Source organism: Pantoea sp. SGAir0215 (assembly GCF_043543215.1).
The window spans coordinates 4,185,707-4,204,798 of sequence record NZ_CP028031.1 but is presented as its reverse complement, the minus strand read 5'-3'; the positions used below and the strand labels follow the sequence as shown (position 1 = coordinate 4,204,798).

Annotated in this window: 21 protein-coding genes; 6 read left to right on the top strand and 15 right to left on the bottom strand. The window is 54.1% G+C overall.

Translation table 11 applies throughout. From position 1 onward, the window contains the following. Positions 1-732 precede the first annotated feature (732 nt). The 5 genes from mltC to C1N64_RS19595 form a co-directional block, all read right to left on the bottom strand. Positions 733-1,812: a membrane-bound lytic murein transglycosylase MltC gene (gene mltC / locus C1N64_RS19615; RefSeq protein WP_033739669.1), complete on the bottom strand. Its 1,080-nt coding sequence runs from the start codon at positions 1,810-1,812 to the stop codon at positions 733-735. Positions 1,813-1,864: 52 nt separating this feature from the next. Then, positions 1,865-2,137, bottom strand: a complete 273-nt coding sequence (locus tag C1N64_RS19610) for an oxidative damage protection protein (RefSeq protein ID WP_006120869.1) — start codon at positions 2,135-2,137, stop codon at positions 1,865-1,867. Next, positions 2,137-3,222, bottom strand: a complete 1,086-nt coding sequence (mutY, locus tag C1N64_RS19605; protein WP_394515113.1) for an A/G-specific adenine glycosylase — start codon at positions 3,220-3,222, stop codon at positions 2,137-2,139. The genes C1N64_RS19610 and mutY overlap by 1 nt, the downstream gene beginning before the upstream one ends. 248 nt (positions 3,223-3,470) lie before the next feature. Next, positions 3,471-4,883, bottom strand: a complete 1,413-nt coding sequence (gene melB, locus C1N64_RS19600) for a melibiose:sodium transporter MelB (protein WP_394515112.1) — start codon at positions 4,881-4,883, stop codon at positions 3,471-3,473. 84 nt (positions 4,884-4,967) lie between these two features. Further along, complete coding sequence (locus tag C1N64_RS19595) at positions 4,968-6,323, bottom strand: alpha-glucosidase/alpha-galactosidase (protein WP_110268370.1); 1,356 nt, start codon at positions 6,321-6,323, stop codon at positions 4,968-4,970. Between the two features lie 252 nt (positions 6,324-6,575). On the opposite strand from C1N64_RS19595, the gene melR reads away from it, so the two are divergent. From melR to C1N64_RS19575, 4 genes are all read left to right on the top strand, one after another. After that, a complete protein-coding gene (melR, locus tag C1N64_RS19590) occupies positions 6,576-7,511 on the top strand; it encodes a transcriptional regulator MelR (protein ID WP_006120865.1) in 936 nt (311 codons plus the stop codon). A gap of 175 nt (positions 7,512-7,686) precedes the next feature. Then, a complete protein-coding gene (gene trmB, locus C1N64_RS19585) occupies positions 7,687-8,406 on the top strand; it encodes a tRNA (guanosine(46)-N7)-methyltransferase TrmB (protein WP_033739664.1) in 720 nt (239 codons plus the stop codon). After that, positions 8,406-8,732, top strand: a complete 327-nt coding sequence (locus tag C1N64_RS19580) for a YggL family protein (protein ID WP_006120863.1) — start codon at positions 8,406-8,408, stop codon at positions 8,730-8,732. The genes trmB and C1N64_RS19580 overlap by 1 nt, the downstream gene beginning before the upstream one ends. Positions 8,733-8,774: 42 nt before the next feature. Further along, positions 8,775-9,491 carry a YggN family protein gene (locus C1N64_RS19575; protein ID WP_367143665.1) on the top strand — a complete coding sequence of 239 codons (717 nt, stop codon included), beginning with the start codon at positions 8,775-8,777 and terminating at the stop codon, positions 9,489-9,491. A gap of 56 nt (positions 9,492-9,547) precedes the next feature. Here the strand turns inward: C1N64_RS19575 and C1N64_RS19570 are convergent, their stop codons facing one another. The 3 genes from C1N64_RS19570 to C1N64_RS19560 are packed head-to-tail and all read right to left on the bottom strand — an operon-like array spanning position 9,548 to position 11,725. Beyond that, the gene (locus C1N64_RS19570; RefSeq protein ID WP_367143666.1) at positions 9,548-10,924 is read right to left on the bottom strand and encodes a PTS ascorbate transporter subunit IIC; all 1,377 of its coding nucleotides are present in this window, start codon (positions 10,922-10,924) and stop codon (positions 9,548-9,550) included. 44 nt (positions 10,925-10,968) lie between these two features. Further along, on the bottom strand, positions 10,969-11,238 hold the full coding sequence (locus C1N64_RS19565; RefSeq protein WP_006120860.1) for a PTS sugar transporter subunit IIB: 270 nt from the start codon (positions 11,236-11,238) through the stop codon (positions 10,969-10,971). 25 nt (positions 11,239-11,263) lie between these two features. Beyond that, the gene (locus tag C1N64_RS19560) at positions 11,264-11,725 is read right to left on the bottom strand and encodes a PTS sugar transporter subunit IIA (protein ID WP_054633250.1); all 462 of its coding nucleotides are present in this window, start codon (positions 11,723-11,725) and stop codon (positions 11,264-11,266) included. Positions 11,726-12,181: 456 nt separating this feature from the next. On the opposite strand from C1N64_RS19560, the gene C1N64_RS19555 reads away from it, so the two are divergent. Continuing rightward, positions 12,182-12,916 (top strand): GntR family transcriptional regulator, encoded by a 735-nt coding sequence (locus tag C1N64_RS19555; protein ID WP_033739686.1) that lies wholly within the window; start codon positions 12,182-12,184, stop codon positions 12,914-12,916. Positions 12,917-12,968: 52 nt separating this feature from the next. Here C1N64_RS19555 and hemW read toward each other — a convergent pair whose 3' ends face one another. From hemW to C1N64_RS19535, 4 genes are read right to left on the bottom strand one after another with little or no spacing between them, the layout of a single operon-like run. Next, entirely contained in the window at positions 12,969-14,108 is a 1,140-nt protein-coding gene (gene hemW / locus C1N64_RS19550; protein WP_033739660.1) for a radical SAM family heme chaperone HemW, read from the bottom strand. Beyond that, a complete protein-coding gene (locus C1N64_RS19545) occupies positions 14,101-14,694 on the bottom strand; it encodes an XTP/dITP diphosphatase (RefSeq protein ID WP_133745648.1) in 594 nt (197 codons plus the stop codon). The genes hemW and C1N64_RS19545 overlap by 8 nt, the downstream gene beginning before the upstream one ends. 21 nt (positions 14,695-14,715) lie before the next feature. Further along, entirely contained in the window at positions 14,716-15,270 is a 555-nt protein-coding gene (locus tag C1N64_RS19540; RefSeq protein ID WP_394515111.1) for a YggT family protein, read from the bottom strand. A 12-nt stretch (positions 15,271-15,282) separates the two neighbouring features. Beyond that, on the bottom strand, positions 15,283-15,990 hold the full coding sequence (locus tag C1N64_RS19535; RefSeq protein ID WP_033739656.1) for a YggS family pyridoxal phosphate-dependent enzyme: 708 nt from the start codon (positions 15,988-15,990) through the stop codon (positions 15,283-15,285). Positions 15,991-16,005: 15 nt separating this feature from the next. On the opposite strand from C1N64_RS19535, the gene C1N64_RS19530 reads away from it, so the two are divergent. Then, positions 16,006-17,001 (top strand): type IV pilus twitching motility protein PilT, encoded by a 996-nt coding sequence (locus C1N64_RS19530; RefSeq protein ID WP_033739654.1) that lies wholly within the window; start codon positions 16,006-16,008, stop codon positions 16,999-17,001. Here the strand turns inward: C1N64_RS19530 and ruvX are convergent. The 3 genes from ruvX to gshB form a co-directional block, all read right to left on the bottom strand. Continuing rightward, entirely contained in the window at positions 16,998-17,414 is a 417-nt protein-coding gene (ruvX, locus tag C1N64_RS19525; protein WP_006120852.1) for a Holliday junction resolvase RuvX, read from the bottom strand. The two genes, C1N64_RS19530 and ruvX, sit on opposite strands and share 4 nt — an antisense overlap. Further along, positions 17,414-17,977 (bottom strand): YqgE/AlgH family protein, encoded by a 564-nt coding sequence (locus C1N64_RS19520; RefSeq protein WP_033739653.1) that lies wholly within the window; start codon positions 17,975-17,977, stop codon positions 17,414-17,416. Before C1N64_RS19520 ends, ruvX begins: the two co-directional genes overlap by 1 nt. A gap of 79 nt (positions 17,978-18,056) precedes the next feature. Then, positions 18,057-19,007, bottom strand: coding sequence for a glutathione synthase (gene gshB / locus C1N64_RS19515; protein WP_033739652.1), 951 nt, complete (start codon positions 19,005-19,007; stop codon positions 18,057-18,059). Positions 19,008-19,092 lie beyond the last annotated feature (85 nt).

The window sequence follows — 19,092 nt, the reverse complement described above, 5'->3', positions numbered from 1 at the left end:
GGTGACCGGAAAGTCATACAGTCTGCTGGTTTTGAGTCAATGCCCTGTTTATTAAAGCGTTCATTTTTGATCCTCACTTCATACACTGACCACAGACAACACCGGCTTTTTAAAAACCCAAGACTCGCAGGCGGGGGTTTTTCTGCCGGCATCCGGCGCGCTGAGGAGAGAACGGAGGCCAGGGCGGCGCGGCAGGGATGCCGCGACGAGGACGGCTGCGCCAGGGAGGGCGCATCCGGACGGCCCGTGAGGCCGGAGTGAGAGACGAAGGAACAGCGACGGCTGACGGCCGCCGGGATTGTTAAGGGGCTGGCGCGAGCCCCTTAACACGTCCGCCTACACGGGCAGGCTGAAACTCCAGGTCGCCTGGCGGGCGGAACCCGCTCAGAGCAACCCGCAGCTCCCGCCACCAGGCGGGCGGAACCCGCTCAGAGCAACCCGCAGCCCCGTCACCTGGTGAGCGGACCCCGCTCAGAGCAACCCGCAGCTCCCGCCACCTGGTGAGCGGAACCCATTCAGAGCAACCCGCAGCCCCCGCCACCTGGTGAGCAGAACCCGCTCAGAGCAACCCGCAGCCCCGCCACCAGGCGGGCGGAACCCGCTCAGAGCAATCCGCAGCTCCCGCTATCAGGCGGGCGAAACCCGCTCAGAGCAACCCGCAGCTCCCGCCACCAAGCGGGCGGAACCCGCTCAGAGCAACCCGCAGCACCTGCTGAGCGGAACCCCGCCAAATCAATACCTGTGATAACTCCGCTGCGCCGAACTCACCTTATACAAATACCGCCGCGATTCCGCCGACGGATGCTGCTTCGACAGCGTCTGATAAACCTGACCCGGCGACATACTGTTAATAATGGTAAAGGCACGATCTTTATCGCTGGAGAACACGCGCAGTACACTACCGGCGCCGCCGTTATAGGCGGTGATAACCGCATAGCGGCGTGAAACCGGATCCTGAATACCGGCCAGATAGTTGCTCTGCAGCAACGACAGATAGGCAGTACCGGCATCAATGTTGTTCTCGGGATCCAGCAGATAGCTGCGGCTCGGTTTGCCCCATTTGCCCTTCATGCGGAATACATCCACACCGGCGGTATGCTGCACTACCTGCATCAGGCCGAGCGCATCAGAATGGCTGACTGCGTAGGGGTTAAAGCTGGATTCGGTCTGCATAATAGCCAGAATCAGAGACGCATCTACACCGTACTCTTCGGCGGCTTTACGCACCATAGGCAGATATTTATGCGCACGCTTATCCAGATGGTTTGGCACCATCGGAATCGTGACCGAGTAGATCACATGCAGGCCGGACGTACGGCGTTGCAGTTTATTGGCAATCAAGTAGTCAGCAAAGGCCTGAGCACGTCCCTGCCAGCGAATCGCCTGACCGGTGTTATCCAGCACCTGTCCGTACAACAACGGCTCTTTACTGATCTGAATGTCGTTGGCATCAGAGTAGAGATCGACATTTCCCGGATCGTCGCCGATCAGTAACGTAGTCACGATCGCCTGACGCAGACTGGCGGCAGGATCGGTACCGGAAATGGTCTCAATGGTGATGTTCCCGCTTTCAAAGTTGATGTGGCTGCGGGTGTAATAATTGTCGGTGTATTTAACGTAGTCTTTCGGTCCAGCGATCAGGACCTCATTGATACCCCAGATGTTCTCAATGTTATGGGCGAATTGCCCCATCAGAATGTCAAATCCGTTGGTATCTTTGACCCATTCCTCTGAATATTCCGGATGTTTTTTACCGGAGCAGGACACCAAAAGGGGGGCAATCACCAGCAGGGCTATCAGCTTTTTATTCATCTAAAATACGTGCCTGACCTGGAAAACGGCCTCAACACGGAGGCCAATAAAGTTATGCTTCGGGTGGCGTGTAGCCTTCAATATGAACGTCTTTACCTTCGAACAGGAAATTGATCATTTCCTTTTCCAGCACTTTGCGATCGTCGGGATTCATCATATTGAGTTTTTTCTCGTTGATCAGCATCGTCTGCTTAGCCATCCATTGCTGCCAGGCTTCTTTCGAGATTTCATTGTAAATGCGTTTTCCCAGATCGCCAGGGTAGAGCTGAAAATCCTGCCCTTCAGCGTCACGTTGTAAAAAAGTACAAAAAATGGTGCGGCTCATTACTCTTCCTCATTAATCTCACCGTCGCCCACAGGCAACGGCTGGGGATGGCGCAGTTCGTGTAAAAGACGCTCTACAGGTGCGGCTAATCCCACAGATGGCGGCAGCGTTAAGTTATACCAGAGACCGCCAGCTTCATCCATTAATGCCCCGGCAGAAGGCCATGACAGCCACATGGGAACGATATCCAGATGAAAATGGCTGAAGGTGTGACGAAATGCCGTAAGCTGCTGCGGTTTGGCATGGATGCCGCGCGTCGACAGCCAGGCGTTCAGATCGTCTTCGCTGGTGAACTGCGGGAAGCAGAATAAACCGCCCCATAAACCCACCGGCGGACGCTGTTCAAGCCAGACATTGTCGCCGTTTTGCATCATCAAAAACCAGCCGCTGCGTTCAGGCAACGTATGCTTAGGTTTTTTGCCCGGATAGTTTGCCCAACTGTTCGTCGCGCGGGCTTCGCAACCATCGCTGAGCGGGCAGATTTCACATTTCGGGCGCGAGCGGGTGCAAACCATGGCGCCCAGATCCATCATGGCCTGGTTAAACTGACTGACGCCCTCGGCTGGCGTCACGTCTTCACTAATTTGCCACAGCCGTTTTTCAATATCCTTCCTGCCCGGCCAGCCAGCCACTGCGTAACAGCGAGCCAAAACCCGTTTCACGTTACCGTCCAGAATCGGGAAGTGCAGGCCCAGCGATAGCGATAAGATCGCACCCGCTGTCGAGCGGCCTACGCCGGGCAGCGCGGCGACGTCATCGTAGTTGCGCGGGAACTCGCCGCCGTGCACCTCAACCACCTGTTTGGCGGCTTTGTGCAGGTTACGCGCACGCGCGTAGTAACCCAGACCGGTCCAGAGATGCAGCACTTCGTCCAGCGGCGCGGCGGCCAGATCGCTGACGGTCGGAAACCGCGCCATAAAGCGCTCAAAATAGGGGATAACGGTGGCGACCTGGGTTTGCTGTAACATCACTTCAGACAGCCACACCTTATAAGGTGTTTTCTCCAACTGCCACGGCAGGGTTTTGCGGCCAAAGCGTTGATACCAGTCCAGCACCTGTTGCGCGAACTGCGGGGCTTGCATCATAAAGGGGATATTTCCGTGATTACGCGACATTCAGGCGGGAATTCCAGCATAAGCGCCACTGAGAGTAAACCTGAAGATTGCAAAGGCCTGTTTCTTTCTGGTGGCCACTGACGCCCGGTTGTCAGATAAGGCCGGTTACACACAAGAAGGCGATGAAAATGTTGCTGATAAAACACGGGTTGTTTCTCGTTTTCGGGCATAGCCGAAACTCAGACTTAAAACAGGAGCCCCGGGTCGGGGCTTCGCGTTTAAATTTTTATCTCTTGGGTTGCTGCGATCGGCACCGCTTCCTTTTCCGGTGGCTTACGGTATTTATCCAGCAGGCGGATGTGAATTTTCCGTAGCATATCGCCGTTCAGTGTATAGAAACGGAAATAGAGCAGCAGCGTCAGGGCAAAAAAGACAGCGGGCAGCACGATCATAATAAACTGCATGCCAGCAAGGGTTTCCTGCGACTGGTTGACGTTGGGCAGATAGCCAATCATGCCCAGCACGACAGCGATAAAGAAAGCCGCCAGCGCAGAGCCGCCTTTAACGACCATGGTTTGCACCGAATAGGCAATGCTTTCACAGCGCACATGCAGTTTGTATTCGCCGTAATCTACGGTATCCGCCACCATAATTACCTGAAGCACCCAGAAAAGCGCCGTTCCGGTATTGAATAAAATCCCGGCAATAACGATTAAGGATGTCGCGTGACTGCCTGCTAATGCCATAGCGAACAGCACACCGCCGCTCAGAATCGGCAGGGCAGACGCCGCCGCCCATAGTATCCGGCGTGACAGCAGATTCACTAATTTGGGGAACAGAACCAGTGTTGCCAGGTTCGCCGCGCCAGCATAGGAGAGGTAGTAAGGGAAGAGACTGGCATCGCCGATCACATAGGTAAAATAGTAAATCGCAAAACCGGTAATGATATTCGCCGCAATGTTATAGGCCAGCGCCATACCGAGCAGGCAGGCAAGCTGATCGTTGCGGTAGATAAGGCCGACGATCGCGCTCAGTCCCATCCGGCCGCCGTCCTGGGTCTGCGCGCCGTCTGATGAATAAACCTCATGAACATTACGCAGCGTGATGAGGGTTGCCGCGATGAAAAACACGATCAGGAGCAGGGTAAACATCTGAAAGCCAAAGCCGCGATCGTCGCCCCCGATATAACTGACAAACGGTAGCGCAATGCCGGCCGTGACAAAGGAGGCGAGGCTGGCAAAAAAGCGTGGCCAGGGCACCAGCTCTTCGCGCTCACGTTTGTCCAGCGTAATGGTCGGTACCAGTGACCAGAACGGAATATCCATTATGGTATAGGTCATTCCCCACAGAATGTAGGTGACCCAGACAAAAACCAGCTGTGTCGTCCCTTCAAACAGGTGAGCGCTAAATAACGCGAACAGCACCAGCGAGTTTGTCAGCGTGCCAGTTAAAATCCAGGGTTTAAATTTCCCCCAGCGAGAACGTGTAATGGTAACGATCCATCCCATAATGGGATCGTTAATCGCATCCCAGATCCGGGCGACTAAAAACAGCGTGCCGACCATGCCAACCGATAAGCCCACCACGTCGGTGTAGTAATACATCAGGTAGAGGTAAACAATGCTAATCGCGAAGTCTTTTCCAAACGCACCACATCCGTAACTGAGTTTTGTCGTTATCGAAATGCTCATCGGTTGCCGGGTCGCTGTTGCCAGCGCCCGCTCACTGTTATGACGTAGAATCGCGACCGGACCATAGCATCCGGCGACAAAGAATTAACGATGAAGCCAGGCGGGCAACCAACTGCCGTGCTCAGTGATGAGTTCGTCCACCAGTGCATAGATCTCATCAAGGCTTAATACCGCTGCCGTATGCGGATCCAGCATGGCGGCGTGATAAACCCGATCGCGGTTTTCAGTCAGAATGGCTTCGGTCAGCAGCGTCTGCACATTGATATTGGTTTGCATCATGGCGGCCAGATGTGACGGAATCGTGCCGACTTTGGTGGGCTGAATCCCATTGGCATCGACCAGACAAGCGACTTCCACGCAGCATCCCTGCGGCAGATTATCAATCAGACTATCATTACGCACATTGCCATAAATGACCGCCGGTTCGCCGGTCCAGATAGCGTTCATAATCGTGCTGGCGTACTCACGCGAGGGTTTGCTTTCAATACGTTCGGCGCGACGGTAACGTGCCAGTTCTGCCCGCCATTCCGCCAGTTGTTCTTCACAACGTTTGGGATATTCATCCAGCGGAATCTGATACCGTTCAATAAGATCTTCGCGGCCTGGTTTGATAAACCACGGCGTATATTCTGCGAAGTGCTCTGAGGATTCGGTGACGAAATAGCCCAGCTTTTTGAACATTTCATAGCGCACAATGTTGGGACAGCGCGTATTGCCGTGCAGGTTGGGCTTCGGCACCTGGCCAGCGTTCCAGGCCGCCAGCAGGTCGGGATAGAGATCAACGTAGCTGCCGTCAGCGGTTTTACGCTCCAGCGTCAGATAAAACGCCATATGATTAATCCCGGCGCAGCGGTAACGCAGATCGGCAGGATTTAAATTCAGATCGTTGGCCAGTTCCTCCGCCGTTCCCTGTACCGAGTGGCACAGCCCAACCTGTTTGATATGGGGATAGCGCGCATACATTGCCCAGGTGTTCATCGCCATGGGGTTGACGTAATTAAGCAGGGTGGCATGCGGGCAGACTTCCGTCATGTCTTCGCAAATCTGCCACAGGTGCGGGATGGTGCGCAGGGCGCGCATAATGCCGCCGGGGCCCAGCGTATCGGCTATGGTCTGCTCCAGACCATAGCGTTTACAGACCTCAAAATCGGTGACGGTACAGGGCTGATAGCCGCCTATCTGAAAGGCGACCACGACAAAATCCGCATCCGCTAAGGCCGCTTTCTGCTCGCTGTGGCAGGTAATCTGGCCAGCCGCGCCCGCGGAATCCATAAGTTTACTGACGACGGTATAGGATTCTTCAAGCCGGGTTGCATCAATATCCATCAGGGCAATATGGGCCGATTTTAGCGCATCGCGATGGAAGACATCGCCAAGGATATTCTTGACGAAGATAGTGGAACCCGCGCCAATAAAGGTAATTTTGGGTGCAGACATCAGAACGCTCCATGACAGGGTGGGATAATCTCATGGTGGCACGCTGTGCGGGCGAAAACTTCCGTCTTATCGGATGAGCATTCCCAAAAACTCAGATCAGATGCTGGCAACGAACAGATCTGAGTTTTTGGGATAAATTAACGTAAAAAGAAGAGTATCTGGTCTGAAAGAGCGCTTAGTATAGGGAATCCACTGCTGTTTTTGACCGTCTCCGCGGGTACGCTGGGCGGGGTTCTGATAATTCAGGAGAGAATCATGACGACATTACAGCCCGTTGCCACGCTGCCGCCCGATCCGCATATGTGCAGCAGTGACGAAAAGCAAACCCGCAGCCCGCTGTCGCTCTATTCCGAATATCAACGTATGGATATCGAACTGCGTCGGCCACTGGCGATGAGCAGCTGTCACTGGCATGGGCAGGTTGAGGTCAATGTGCCGTTCGACGGGGACGTGGAATATTTAATCAATAATGAAGTCGTGCAGATTAAGCAGGGCTATATCACGCTGTTTTGGGCCTGTACACCGCACCAGCTTACCCGGCCCGGTAACTGCCAGAACATGGCTATCCTTAATCTGCCGATGCATCTGTTTCTGTCATGGCCGCTCGACCGGGAACTCATCAATCATGTCACACATGGCATGGTGATTAAGTCTGTGGCAAAACAGCAGCTCAGCGCCTTTGAAGTGCAGCGCTGGCAGCAGGAACTGAACAGCCCGGATGAACAGATTCGCCAGCTTGCTGTGGATGAAATTGGCCTGATGCTTAAACGCTTTAGTCTGTCAGGGTGGCAGCCTGTGCTGGTGAACAAAACGTCGCGGACACACAAAAACAGCGTGTCGCGCCATGCGCAGTTTTATGTCAGTCAGATGCTGAGCTATATTGCCGACAATTATGACCAGGCTCTGACAATCAATGACGTCGCAGAGCACGTCAAGCTTAATGCAAACTATGCCATGGGCATCTTTCAACGCGTCATGCAGCTTACGCTAAAACAGTACATTACCGCGATGCGCATTAACCACGTCCGGGCGCTGCTGAGCGATACCGATATTACCGTGCTGGATGTGGCGCTGACGGCCGGCTTCCGTTCCAGTAGTCGCTTTTACAGCACCTTTGCCAGGTATGTCGGCATGTCGCCACAACAGTACCGCAAGCTCAGTCAGCAACGGCGGCAGACCATGACGTTATAATTCTGTTTCCGGCCAGCAGCCTCCCAGGCAATTTTCTTGCATTACTCTACACTCAGGCAGGAAAACGCATGTCAAAACACGCCGGGTGCGCGCGGAAAGTGGCAAAGGCTTGCTTCTGCTTTTGAACTTTGCATAATGCCCGTTTCCCTGAACAGGCTAACCAGCAGGCTTCAACATGATTAATGACGTCATCACCCCAGAATATGATGAAAATGGACGCCCGTTGCGTCGGATTCGTAGTTTTGTGCGCCGCCAGGGCCGCTTAACCAAAGGCCAGCAGCAGGCGCTGGACAACTACTGGCCGGAAATGGGTGTTGAATATCAGCCAGAGCCCATTGATTTGCCCGCGCTGTTTGGGCGCGATGCGCCTGTCACGCTGGAGATCGGTTTTGGTATGGGCGCGTCGCTGGTCACCATGGCGCAAAATAATCCGCATCAAAACTTCCTGGGCATTGAAGTGCATGCGCCCGGCGTGGGAGCCTGCCTGGCGTCGGCGAAAGAGGCCAATGTCAGCAATCTGCGGGTGATGTGTCATGATGCGGTGGAAGTGCTGGAGAAAATGATCCCGGATAATTCACTGCGCATGGTTCAGCTGTTCTTTCCCGATCCGTGGCATAAAGCCCGTCACAACAAACGCCGTATCGTGCAGGTGCCGTTTGCCGAGCTTGTGATGCGTAAACTGAAACTGGGCGGTGTGTTCCATATGGCGACCGACTGGGAAGCCTATGCCGGGCATATGCTTGAGGTGATGAGCAGCATCGCGGGTTATCGAAACCTGTCTGAAGACAATACGTATGTGCCGCGTCCTGAGACGCGTCCACTGACCAAATTTGAGCAGCGCGGGCAGCGTTTGGGCCATGGCGTTTGGGATTTAATGTTTGAGAGGGTGAAATAATGGCCACACAACGCAGCCGTCGTTTACGTAAAAAATTGCATATTGATGAGTTTCAGGAGCTGGGCTTTTCCGTAGCCTGGCGCTTCCCGGACGGCACCTCTGAAGAGGTTATCGACGAAACGCTGAATCAGTTTATTAACGAAGCGATCGATCCCAATGGCCTGGCTTATGACGGCAGCGGCTATCTGGCCTGGGAAGGGCTAATCTGCCTGCAGCAAACCGGTAAATGTACCGAGGAACATCGCGAGCTGGTACGTAAATGGCTGGAAGATCGCCAGTTACTGGATGTAAAGGTGACCGAACTCTTTGACGTCTGGTGGGACTAAGTTACCAGCGATATCGCTTTCACACCCAGACAGGGAGAACGTATGATTCGTAACGTGCTGGTCGCTGGCCTCTTGCTGGCGGCAACGCAGGCCCAGGCGGCCTGGGAATGCAGCGTTAAACCACAGGATGATGTGGTCATTAGCCCACAAAACGTGCAGGTTGTTGGCGCAAACGGCAATCTTGTGATTTCGCCGCAGGGCGATGTGCAGTTCAACGGGCAAAAAATCACGATGAACGCCGACAGTCGTCAGCAGGCCATTAATTACCAAAATGCGTTACGTCGCGATCTGCCGTGGATCGATAACGGTGCCACCTCCCGTCTGGAGAAAGGTCGGCTGGCGCTGGATAAGATCATCACTGAGCATGTAGGGGAATCAAGCCGCTTGCACAGCCGACTGGCCACGCTGAATGCCCAGTTAAAAACCCAGATGAACCGCATTATTGAACATCGCAGTGACGGACTGACGTTCCATCACCAGGCGATCGATCAGGTTCGTGCCGATGGGCAGCAACTGGTGAATCAGGCGATGGGCGGTATCCTGCAGGACAGCATTAATGAGATGGGGACGAAAGCCATGACCAACGGTGGCGGCAGCGGGCTGCAGGGGTTGATGGGTAACCTTGGTGGTCTGCAGAACGCCATTCAGAGCGAATGGAATAATCAGGAAACGGACTTCCAGCAGTTTGGTAAAGACGTCTGTAACCGGGTTATCTCGCTGGAAAAAGACCGTAAAACGCTGGTTAAATCATTTAACTAACCCGTTTTATGTCCTGCCCTGTTAAGAAGGGGCTGAATCATCAGCCCCGTTTTGTCTCAGTCGCTGTTAGCTTCTTTGGTCACGGTCTTGTTACCGGCGACATAGTTATAGATCACCAGCAGCGCAAAGATGCCCGTAATAATCATGGTAATGGTGCCTTTATCGAGGAACCTCGCCATATTACCCAGCAGAATCCCTGTCACGCCAAAGTCCGTATCTGAGAATGTGGTATTCGTCAGACCAATCGCACCCAGCACAGGCAGTAACGCAACCGGCAGGAAGGTAATCAGAATACCGTGTGCAAAGGCGCCAATCATCGCACCCCGCTTGCCGCCCGTCGCATTGCCAAAGACGCCCGCCGTCGCCCCGCAGAAAAAGTGCGGCACCACGCCGGGCAAAATCAGCACCCAGTGCAGCTGCCCAAGGATAAACAACCCGACGAGTCCACCGATAAAGCTGGAAATAAAGCCGACCAGAACGGCATTGGGCGCATAGGGAAACACGATAGGGCAGTCCAGAGCAGGACGCGCGCTGGGCACCAGCTTCTCTGAAAACCCGGTAAAGGCCGGTACAATCTCCGCCAGAATTAAGCGCACGCCCTGCAGGATAATAAAGACCCCGGCAGCAAAGGTAATGGCCTGGACAAACGAATACACCAGATAGTTTTGACCATGGCTGAACTGACTTTCAACATACTCTCTGCCCGCCGAGACGGACAAAATAAAATAGATGATCATCATGGTCAGAGAGATGGAGATGGTACTGTCGCGCAAAAAACTCAGGTTTTTGGGCATGTTCATCTCTTCGGTGGACTTTGAACCTTTGCCCACTATAGAGCCTATCCAGCCTGACAGGACATAACCCATCGTGCCGGTATGAGCCAGCGCAACCTGATCGTGACCGATAATTTTACGCATATAGGGCTGAGCCAGGGCCGGGAAAAAGGCCATCAGCATGCCCAGCGTCAGCGAACCGGTATAAATCAGCTGCACACCTTCAAAACCGGCAACGGACAGAATAATGGCAATCATACAGGCCATATAGAAGGTGACGTGGCCAGAGAGATAGATATATTTCAGGCGGGTAAAGCGGGCGACGGTAATGTTTGCCACCATGCCGAACGCCATAATCAGCGTGGTAGGCGCGCCGTATTTCGCCAGCGCGATGGATACCATCGCTTCGTTATTAGGAATAATGCCCTGAACGTTGAATGCGTGCTTAAAAATATCGCCGAGCGGCGTCAGCGAGCCCACCAGAACGGTGGCACCGCCTGCCAGCACTAAAAAGCCCAGAATCGTTTTTACCGTTCCCTTTATCACATCCGGCAACGGCTTGCGCTGCGCGATCAGGCCGAACATCGCGACTAACCCGACCAGAATCGAAGGGACTTTCAGCACATCGACAACTACCAGTAAAAGGTTTTGTATAAACATAATAACCTCAGCGGTAAGTGTTCTTATCAAAGGGGATAACGGTGTTATTTATTGAAGTAGTCGCGAATTTTCTGCTCAACTTCTTTCAGGTCGATGATGTTGTTGATGATAATGACTTTTTCCGGGGGCAGATTAGCGCTGTAGGCAATGTCTTTTGCCATCACGAATACATCTGCGACGTCCGGCGTCACCGAGCCGAGGTCGGCATGTTCGACCTCCGCCGTCATATCAATCGCTTTAAGCACTTTTTTGATGTTCATTTCCATCATGAAGCTGCTTCCCAGGCCTGAACCACACACTGCCATAATTTTCATAACTACCTCTTCTTATTTGAAATTGTTAACTGATAAGGTCGTCTGCCAGCAGAACCGTGCACAGTTCCTGCTGGCTTTGTGCGTGATAAACGCGTTGCATGATGTCCTCGTCTGTCAGCACTTCAGCCAGCTGCGAAATCATCTCGATATGGCTGTTGCTGTCAGGGGCCGAGAACATAAAAAGGATGTCAACAGGATCGTTTTCATCAGCATCAAAGTTGACAGGGGTTGCCAGTTTCACGACGGACAAGCCCAGTTTCTTCGCGCCCTGTTCAGGACGCGCATGTGGCATCGCGATTCGGGGGGCGATCACGAAGTAGGGGCCGGTTTCTTCTTTGAGCCGGACGATGGTGTCAATGTAATCCTGCGAAATAGCGCCTTCACGGCAGAGAGGATTACCGGTGACCTGAATCGCCTCTTTCCAGTCGGAAACGCGCTCAATGTATTGAATTTTTTCAGCATTCAGCCATTGGGTAAGATTTGCCATACGGTGTCCTGGATAAAAAAGTTGGGCCAGTAGGCAGGCTGCTTGTCATTGCAAGATGTACAGTCAGCTTTTTGCCTTTTTCAGGCGGTCAACCTGTTTGTTTTTCCTGATTCTCTTCCACACACGTCAGGGTAGATAAAAAGTCAAAACCAATTATTTGATTGGTAATGACTTTTATTGCTAAAGCAGGCGTCAGTTCTGACAATTGCCTGTTGCACAAATTTATTTATACGTATAGACATGTTTAACGTGTCTAGTCATCTTGATGATGCACCTCGACCTGTACAGATACAATATGCAAGAATCAATTCTGGCTGGACAGGCGACACTGGAGTGCAAAATCGTTAGCTGGATCACACTGGTTCCTGTCTCACTCATACGCAGTGACGGAAATCAGGCATACAGGCGATGCGGCGGCGCACCGCAGGCACGGGCTTACTATTCGGGAACAGCATGATGTTCGATGGCGTAACAGAGAAACAAAAAGAGGTTGTCGACTATATTCTGACCAAGATCATGCAGGACGGACTGCTGCCGGGCGACAAGCTGGATACCGAAATTGCGATAGCAAAGAACATCGGTATCACCCGGGCGACGGTACGGGAAGCAACCCGTATTCTGATTGAGCAGCAGCGTATTTATCGCGTGAAGGGGTCGGGACTGTTTGTCGGTTCTATCGGCAAGAGCAATCACGCCGGCCGGTTCCATGCGCTTTCGCCCTTTGATTATCAGGCTCATAAAAAAGGCCATAAAGCGGTCAGGAAGGTGCTCACTGCCAGCATCATCAAGGTGCCCGGACCGGAGATGGCGCAGGCGTTACGTATCAGAAACAGCGATCAGATATACAAAATTCTTCGACTGATGTGCTTTGACGATATTCCCGTGGCGCTGGAATATATCCACCTGCCTGTCAGCCTGTTCAGCAGCATGGAGTTTGGCCGGCTGGAAATCTCGAAATACTCTTACATTGAACAAATCACCGGCAAAAAGATTCAGCGCCGCGACCAGCAGCTTAATGCGATTAACGTGACCGACAGTGAGCAACTCAGACTGCTGAATTTTAGTGCGAATGAGGCGGCGTTGGAGATTAATGAGACGGTTTATCTGGATGATGGCATGCCCTGCGAAGTGAACATTGCCATCATCAATACCCGGTTGTTGCAACTGAGACAGAATACCGAGCGCGGATAAGGATTCGGCCTCCTTCATACAGCCGCAGTTTGCACGCCGAACCCGAAGCGCGTTACTCGTCGGCCAGGAACAGTTCCAGTAGCGAGTTCAGAAACAGTTTGCCCTTCTCGGTAATTTGCCAGATGTCCGCTGTTTCAGTGATATAACCTGCGGCAATAGCCTGATCGAGCTGTGGACGAATCAGCGCTTCATTCAGCCCGGTATAGCGGCTGAAGTCCGCGCGTGGCGCAGGCTCCAGCAACCGGAAACGGTTCATAAAGAACTCGAACGGCTTGTCACTGTCTGCTACCTCGTACTGTTTATCGAGATAGTTGCCCTTCATAAAACCCCGCGGATGGCGCACTTTGACCGTGCGAACAATACGGCCATCGGGTTGGGTCAGCTTGCCATGGGCACCACAGCCAATCCCAAGATAATCGCCAAAACGCCAGTAATTCAGGTTGTGCTCACAGCGGTATCCCGGTTTGGCATAGGCCGATGTTTCATATTGCTCATAACCGGCAGCGGTCAGCAGCTGATGTCCCTGCTCAAAGATGTCCCACAACGCATCGTCGTCGGGCAATTTAGGCGGACGTGAGCCAAACAACGTATTCGGTTCGATGGTCAGCTGATACCAGGACAAATGCGGAGGATTAAGCGCGATCGCCTGACGCAAATCGTCCAGCGCTTCCGTCAGTGACTGGTCGGGCAAACCGTGCATCAGATCGAGGTTAAAGCTGCGCAGGTTCAGGCCCTGCGCCAGCGCCGCGGCGCGCTTCGCTTCCTCGGGACCATGGATGCGACCGAGACGTTCCAGCTTCTGCGGGCTAAAGCTTTGTACCCCAATGGAGATGCGGTTAATCCCGGCGCGCTGATAGGCGCTGAAACGGTCGGCTTCGACCGTGCCTGGATTCGCCTCCATCGTAATCTCCGCCCCTTCTGCCAGCGTCAGGCGCGCGCGTACGCCATCCATCAGCATCTGCATCGCGCTACTGCTTAAAAGGCTTGGCGTTCCGCCACCGATAAATATCGTGCGCACGTCACGTCCGTGAATCAGTGGCAGATCGTTTTCAAGATCGCGCAGCAGGTGCTGCACATACTCAATGTGCGGCACCTCATCTTTTAACGCGTGAGAATTAAAATCGCAGTAAGGGCATTTCTGGACGCACCAGGGAATATGGATATATAAACTCAGCGGGGGTAAATCAGGCATTACGCATCGCTTCCAGTAACAGCGTCAATGCTTTACCTCGATGAGAGACTTTTCCTTTCTCTGCTTTTGTCAGCTCGGCGGCGGTTTTACCCAATGCCGGAATGTAGAACACCGGGTCGTAGCCGAAGCCGCCTTCACCGGCTGGGGTGCGGGTGATTTCGCCGTCCCAGGCGCCGTGAAACACCAGCGGCGTCGGATCGGCAGCGTGACGTAAATACACCAGCACGCAGTGGAACTGGGCCTGACGCTGTCCGTCCGGGGTGCTTTCCAGCGCCTGAAGCAGCTTTTCCAGGTTCTGTTGGTCACTGGCGTCGTCACCGGCATAGCGAGCCGAATAAATGCCCGGTGCGCCGTCCAGCGCGTTGACGGCCAGCCCGGAGTCATCTGCGATAGCGGGCAGCCCGGTCACCTGCGCGGCATGGCGCGCTTTCAGGATGGCGTTTTCAATAAAGGTCAGGCCGGTCTCCTCGGCGGATTCAACGCCGAGGTCGGTTTGCGCCACGATATCCAGACCAAAGGCAGAGAGCAGATCCGCCAGTTCACGGACTTTGCCGGGATTACCGGTGGCAAGAACAACTTTTTGCATAACAGTTCCAGTTTGGTTCATTTACAGCAAATACCAGAGACCCGAGAACAGGTCCATGCCGAGGAAATTCAGGGCATACAGCACCAGAATGACGATCATGGCGGAGAAGTCGATGCCGCCCATCGCGGGCAGAATGCGGCGAATCGGCGCCATTAACGGCTCGGTCAGCTGAATCAGCACATAGTCCATCGGACCGCGGCCCTGGCTGATCCAGCTCATCAGGGAACGGATAATAATGACCCAGAACACCAGATAACCGGCGGATTTCAGTAGCGACAGCAGGCCGACCAACAAGTTAGCGGGATCGACAGAGAACACGCCGACCTGAATCAGCAGCAGAAGCGGATATTTCAGCGTAGTGAGCACAAACGCCAGCAGCAGAGAAGCCGTATCAATCGGACCCAGCGCAGGCAGAATGCGACGCAACGGTTTTACAATCGGCTGAGTGATCTTCACGACAAACTGGGCAAGCGGATTATAAAAATCGCAACGTGACCACTGCATCCAGATGCGCAGCAACAGCACCATGACGTAGAGATCGATTAGCGTTTTTACCAAAAACGTCATTGTTAACATGAAGTTCCTCAATTATTGTTGTGAAGGCTGTGTGTAATCACGTGCGCCAAATATTGCGGTGCCAATGCGCACCAGGGTGCTGCCTGCGGCAATCGCCGCCTCCATATCATCACTCATTCCCATCGACAGCGTATCAACATCACTATAGTGCTGTTTTAACTGGTGAAATGCATCAGCCATTTGCTGGCATACCGCCAGCTGTTTCTGATAATCCTGTTCGGGTGCCGGAATCGCCATCAGCCCGCGCAAACGCAAACGCGGCATCGCGGCAATAGCCTGCGCCAGTTCGTCGACGGCCTCCAGCATGATGCCAGATTTGCTGTTTTCGTCACTGATATTTACCTGAATCAGCACATTGAGCGGTGCCAGATGTTCAGGCCGCTGATCGTTAAGCCGCTGTGCAATCTTCAGACGATCAAGGGTGTGGCACCAGGCAAAGTGTTCTGCCACCAGTCGGCTTTTATTGGACTGCAGCGGGCCAATGAAGTGCCATATCAGATTGGGATGTGAGGTCAGCGCCTGAACCTTTTCAACCCCTTCCTGAACGTAATTTTCCCCGAACGCGAGCTGACCCGCCGCCGCCGCTTCTTCGACTGCGCTCGCAGGTTTCGTTTTGCTCACTGCAAGTAGCGTAATTTCTTCGGGAGCCCGGCCGCAACGCCTTGCAGCAGCGGCGATTCGCTGGCGGACTTGCTGTAGGTTGTGCTGGATTGAAGTCATAGTCGGGAGAACACAATGAATCTGGATGAAATCGTGGCGCTTAGTGTAAAGCATAACGCTGCCGATCTGCACCTTTGTAGCGGACATTTGCCGTACTGGCGGCGTCAGGGCAGGCTGGAGCCGCTGCCCGATCGGTCTGCGCTGTCACCTGACTGGATGGCGCAGTTTACGTCGGTGTGGCTGGACAGCGAACAGCAGCAGCAACTTAAGCGGGAAGGGCAACTGGATTTCGCGTTGACCCTGGCGGCGGGACAGCGCCTGCGCGCCAACCTGTTTATGCAGCGTAACGGGCTGTCTCTGGCGCTACGCACCATCGCCAGCGAATGCCCGACGCTGACCGATCTGCGCGTACCGGAAGGGGTGCAGGCGTTACTGAAGAAACGGGACGGACTGATATTAATCACCGGGGCGACGGGCAGCGGTAAGTCGACCACCCTCGCGGCAATGGTGGATGCGATTAACCGGCAGCAGGCCCGCCATATCCTGACCCTGGAGGACCCGATTGAGTTTATCCATCGCAGTCAGCAATCCCTGATTCAACAGCGTGAAGTCGGTGTGCATTGCCGGAATTTCAGCCAGGGCCTGAAAGCCGCACTCAGGGAAGATCCTGACGTTATTATGCTGGGGGAACTGCGCGACAGCGATACCATTCGTCAGGCGCTCACTGCCGCAGAAACCGGCCATCTGGTGCTGGCCACGCTGCACACGCGCGGTGCGGTGCAGGCGGTAGACAGGCTGGTGGATGTGTTTCCTGCGGAAGAAAAAAATCTGGTGCGCACTCAACTGGCAAGCAGCCTCAACGCAGTGATCGCGCAGCAACTGGTGCCAGCCTGTGATGAGAGGAGGACCGGGCTGTTTGAAGTATTGATGGCGACCAGTGCCGTGGTCAATCTGATTCGGGAAGGCAAAATGCATCAGATTCCGGCGCTTCTGCAAACCGGCGCTCGGGCCGGGATGCAGACGTTCGAACAGAGCCGCGCAGCCCGTCAGGCTGAAGGGGTCATTCGCTAGTGAGTGTCGAACCAGTCCTGCAGGATAATGGCCGCTGACTGTGAATCGACCGACCCTTTGTTCAGCGCACGGTAACCGCCACGCTCAAACAGGCCCGCACGGGCTTCAACGGTACTGAGGCGTTCGTCCTGCAGCTCCACGCGAATGCCGAAACGCCCGTGTAAGCGGTTGGCAAACTTGCGCGCACGCGCGGTCAGTGGCTGTTCGCTGCCGTCCATATTAAGCGGCAATCCCACCACCACAAAATCAGGCTGCCACTCTTTCAGCAACTTTTCGATTTGCAGCCAGTCAGGCGTACCGTCCTGTGCTTTGAGGGCACTTAACGGACGGGCGCTGCCCGTCAGCTGCTGCCCGACGGCAACGCCAATGCTTTTGGTGCCGAAGTCGAAGCCTAACAAGGTTTGATGTGTCATCAGGCGTGACCTGCATCGCTGGCCATATTGTGAATATCCACCCCGATGCTTCGTGCCGCTTCGCGCCAGCGCTCAGCTATGGGCGTCTGAAACAGAATATTGCTGTTTGCGGGGGTGGTCAGCCAGGCGTTTTCCATCAGCTCATTTTCAAGCTGATCTTTTTCCCAGGCACAATAGCCCAGCGCCACCAGAACATGATCGGGCTGATCGGCGGTACCTATGGCTTCCAGGACATCGCGTGATGTCGTGATCACCGTGTTGTCTGAGACACGGATGCTGGAGGTAAACGTGCGCTGGGCAGAGTGCAGGATAAATCCGCGATCTTCTGCCAGCGGGCCGCCGCTGAATACCGGCTTATCCAGGTTGATTGCCGGATCGCGGTTTTCCTCGGCAATCTTGAGCTTTTTCAAAATGCCTTCAACCGTCAGGTTTTCCATAGGCTTGTTAATAATCAGCCCCATTGCCCCTTCTTCGTTGTGCTCGCAAATGTAGACCACAGAACGTTTGAAAAAGGGATCCTGCAACGCTGGCATGGCAATCAAAAAGTGATGCTGTAAATTCATTCTCACATGCTTTACCAAAGATAACCGGTGCGTAAAGTCAGCACCGGTGTTGGGTTGATCACGGAGCATGGTCCCAGCGTTATGCTGAGCCCAGACGCTTCTCAATGGCATCCATCAGCATACCGGTGATGGACACAGGGAAAGCGGCCTCGATTTCACGAATGCATGTTGGGCTGGTCACGTTAACTTCTGTCAGTCTATCACCAATAATATCGAGTCCGACAAAAATCAAGCCTTTGGCTTTAAGCGTGGGTCCGACTTTGCGGGCGATCGCCCAGTCACTTTCGCTCAGCGGGCGCGCTTCACCGCGTCCACCGGCGGCCAGGTTACCACGGGTTTCACCGCCTTGAGGGATACGCGCCAGGCAATAGGGAACGGGTTCGCCATCGACGACCAGTACGCGTTTGTCGCCCTCTTTGATCGCTGGCAGATAATTTTGCGCCATGCAGTAGCGGCTTTCATGCTCTGTCAGCGTTTCGGCGATTACGCCAAAGTTTGGGTCATCCTGCTTCACGCGAAAGATGGATGCGCCACCCATGCCGTCCAGCGGCTTCATAATCACATCGCCATGCTCCTGCCAGAATGCACGGAGTTGCTGCTTCGAACGGGTCACCAGCGTATCCGGCGTAAATTCGGCAAACCAGGCGGTATAGAGTTTTTCATTGCAGTCGCGCAGGCTTTGCGGCTTGTTAACGATCAGCGTGCCCTGTTCTTCGGCACGTTCAAGAATGTAGGTGCAGTAGATGAATTCGGTATCGAACGGTGGGTCTTTGCGCATCAGGACGACATCAAGATCGGCCAGTTTGATCTGCTGTTCGCTGCCAAACTGGTACCAGCTCGCGGCATTCTGTTCCACGCTGAGCAGGCGCGTGCGGGCAAAGGCCACGCCGCCGCGCAGGGAGAGATCGTTCATCTCCATATAGTGAATTTCGTAGCCCCGGCGCTGGGCTTCCAGCAGCATTGCAAAGCTGGAGTCTTTCTTAATGTTGATGGATGCGATCGGGTCCATCACGATGCCAAGCTTAATCATTATTCTCTCCTGAAGGAGGCGGCACTAACCGTCTCGTTCCGTTCGGGCAAAAGGGGCTGATCTTTCAGGCTGGCGGTGAGGCTGC

What these genes read in the sequence shown, in the direction of transcription:
- C1N64_RS19535 (WP_033739656.1), bottom strand. Translation starts at nt 15,990, where the DNA reads ATGACTTCAATCCAGCACAACCTACAGCAAGTCCGCCAGCGAATCGCC.
- hemW (WP_033739660.1), bottom strand. Translation starts at nt 14,108, where the DNA reads ATGCCTGATTTACCCCCGCTGAGTTTATATATCCATATTCCCTGGTGC.
- C1N64_RS19560 (WP_054633250.1), bottom strand. Translation starts at nt 11,725, where the DNA reads ATGGCAAATCTTACCCAATGGCTGAATGCTGAAAAAATTCAATACATT.
- trmB (WP_033739664.1), top strand. Translation starts at nt 7,687, where the DNA reads ATGATTAATGACGTCATCACCCCAGAATATGATGAAAATGGACGCCCG.
- C1N64_RS19540 (WP_394515111.1), bottom strand. Translation starts at nt 15,270, where the DNA reads ATGTTAACAATGACGTTTTTGGTAAAAACGCTAATCGATCTCTACGTC.
- ruvX (WP_006120852.1), bottom strand. Translation starts at nt 17,414, where the DNA reads ATGACACATCAAACCTTGTTAGGCTTCGACTTCGGCACCAAAAGCATT.
- melR (WP_006120865.1), top strand. Translation starts at nt 6,576, where the DNA reads ATGACGACATTACAGCCCGTTGCCACGCTGCCGCCCGATCCGCATATG.
- C1N64_RS19570 (WP_367143666.1), bottom strand. Translation starts at nt 10,924, where the DNA reads ATGTTTATACAAAACCTTTTACTGGTAGTTGTCGATGTGCTGAAAGTC.
- C1N64_RS19580 (WP_006120863.1), top strand. Translation starts at nt 8,406, where the DNA reads ATGGCCACACAACGCAGCCGTCGTTTACGTAAAAAATTGCATATTGAT.
- C1N64_RS19565 (WP_006120860.1), bottom strand. Translation starts at nt 11,238, where the DNA reads ATGAAAATTATGGCAGTGTGTGGTTCAGGCCTGGGAAGCAGCTTCATG.
- C1N64_RS19575 (WP_367143665.1), top strand. Translation starts at nt 8,775, where the DNA reads ATGATTCGTAACGTGCTGGTCGCTGGCCTCTTGCTGGCGGCAACGCAG.
- C1N64_RS19530 (WP_033739654.1), top strand. Translation starts at nt 16,006, where the DNA reads ATGAATCTGGATGAAATCGTGGCGCTTAGTGTAAAGCATAACGCTGCC.
- mltC (WP_033739669.1), bottom strand. Translation starts at nt 1,812, where the DNA reads ATGAATAAAAAGCTGATAGCCCTGCTGGTGATTGCCCCCCTTTTGGTG.
- C1N64_RS19555 (WP_033739686.1), top strand. Translation starts at nt 12,182, where the DNA reads ATGTTCGATGGCGTAACAGAGAAACAAAAAGAGGTTGTCGACTATATT.
- C1N64_RS19545 (WP_133745648.1), bottom strand. Translation starts at nt 14,694, where the DNA reads ATGCAAAAAGTTGTTCTTGCCACCGGTAATCCCGGCAAAGTCCGTGAA.
- gshB (WP_033739652.1), bottom strand. Translation starts at nt 19,007, where the DNA reads ATGATTAAGCTTGGCATCGTGATGGACCCGATCGCATCCATCAACATT.
- melB (WP_394515112.1), bottom strand. Translation starts at nt 4,883, where the DNA reads ATGAGCATTTCGATAACGACAAAACTCAGTTACGGATGTGGTGCGTTT.
- mutY (WP_394515113.1), bottom strand. Translation starts at nt 3,222, where the DNA reads ATGATGCAAGCCCCGCAGTTCGCGCAACAGGTGCTGGACTGGTATCAA.
- C1N64_RS19610 (WP_006120869.1), bottom strand. Translation starts at nt 2,137, where the DNA reads ATGAGCCGCACCATTTTTTGTACTTTTTTACAACGTGACGCTGAAGGG.
- C1N64_RS19520 (WP_033739653.1), bottom strand. Translation starts at nt 17,977, where the DNA reads ATGAATTTACAGCATCACTTTTTGATTGCCATGCCAGCGTTGCAGGAT.